The organism is Pseudarthrobacter sp. 01T43, assembly GCF_056398665.1.
The window spans coordinates 1-1,200 of record NZ_JBFTPV010000065.1 but is presented as its reverse complement, the minus strand read 5'-3'; the positions used below and the strand labels follow the sequence as shown (position 1 = coordinate 1,200).

At 62.5% G+C, this 1,200-nt stretch carries 1 protein-coding gene; it reads left to right on the top strand.

Annotated elements, in window-relative coordinates; genetic code table 11:
* The coding region (locus AC1DIM_RS19755) for an aminopeptidase P family protein (RefSeq protein WP_477712170.1) at positions 1-1,183 on the top strand (1,183 nt) is incomplete at its 5' end.
* Between the last annotated feature and the right edge of the window lie 17 nt (positions 1,184-1,200).

The window sequence follows — 1,200 nt, the reverse complement described above, 5'->3', positions numbered from 1 at the left end:
GAAGGTCAGTCTGACGTTCTCCGATACGGAGTTTGAGCGGCGCCTGGCGGGGCTGCGCGGGATCATGGCGGAGAAGGATTTGGACGCTGTTGTCCTGACCAGCTACCACTCGATTAAGTACTACTCCGATTTCCTGTTCACCACGTTCGGCCGTTCCTACGCCATGGTGGTCACCAAGGATGACAACGTCACCGTTACCGCGAACATCGACGCCGGGATGCCGTGGCGGCGCAGCTTCGGSGACAACATCATTTACACGGACTGGCGCCGGGATAACTACATCTTCGCCATCCAGGAAGTCCTGCGCACCCGCGGCATCAACCCGCGCCGCCTCGGTGTCGAGGATGACTCGCTGCCGCTGGATAACCGCAATAAGATCCAGGCCGCGTTCGCCGGSGCCGCCCTGGTGGACGTGGCCCAGGCCGCCATGCGTCAGCGCATGATCAAGTCCGCCGAAGAGATCGAGGTCATCAAGCACGGTGCCCGGATCGGTGACCTGGGCGGGGAAGCCATCCGCAACGCGATCACGGCCGGGATCACCGAGTACGAGGTTGCCCTGATCGGTACCGAGGCGATGGTTCATGAGATCGCCCGGACGTTCCCGGACTCGGAAATCCGTGACACGTGGGTGTGGTTCCAGTCCGGCATCAACACCGACGGCGCCCATAACTGGGCCACGACCCGCAAGATCCGCGAACACGACATCCTGTCGCTGAACTGCTTCCCGATGACTTCGGGCTACTACACGGCCCTGGAGCGGACCCTGTTTTACGGYGAACCGGATGCCCGTTCGCTGGAGCTGTGGAACATCAACGTTGAGGTCCACAAGCGCGGTCTTGAACTGATCAAGCCCGGTGCGGTGTGCAAGGACATCGCCGCGGAACTGAACGAGATCTACGTCGGTCACGGACTGCTCGCGAACCGCACGTTCGGGTATGGCCACTCCTTCGGCGTGCTGAGCCACTACTACGGCCGTGAAGCCGGGCTGGAGCTGCGCGAGGACATCGACACGGTCCTGGAGCCGGGCATGGTGGTTTCCATGGAACCGATGATCACCGTCCTGGACGGCCAGCCCGGCGCCGGCGGCTACCGCGAACACGACATCCTCGTGGTCGGCGAAAACGGAGCCGAAAACATCACCAAGTTCCCCTTCGGCCCCGAACACAACATCATCGGAGCCTGACAACCGCTGGTTGAGCC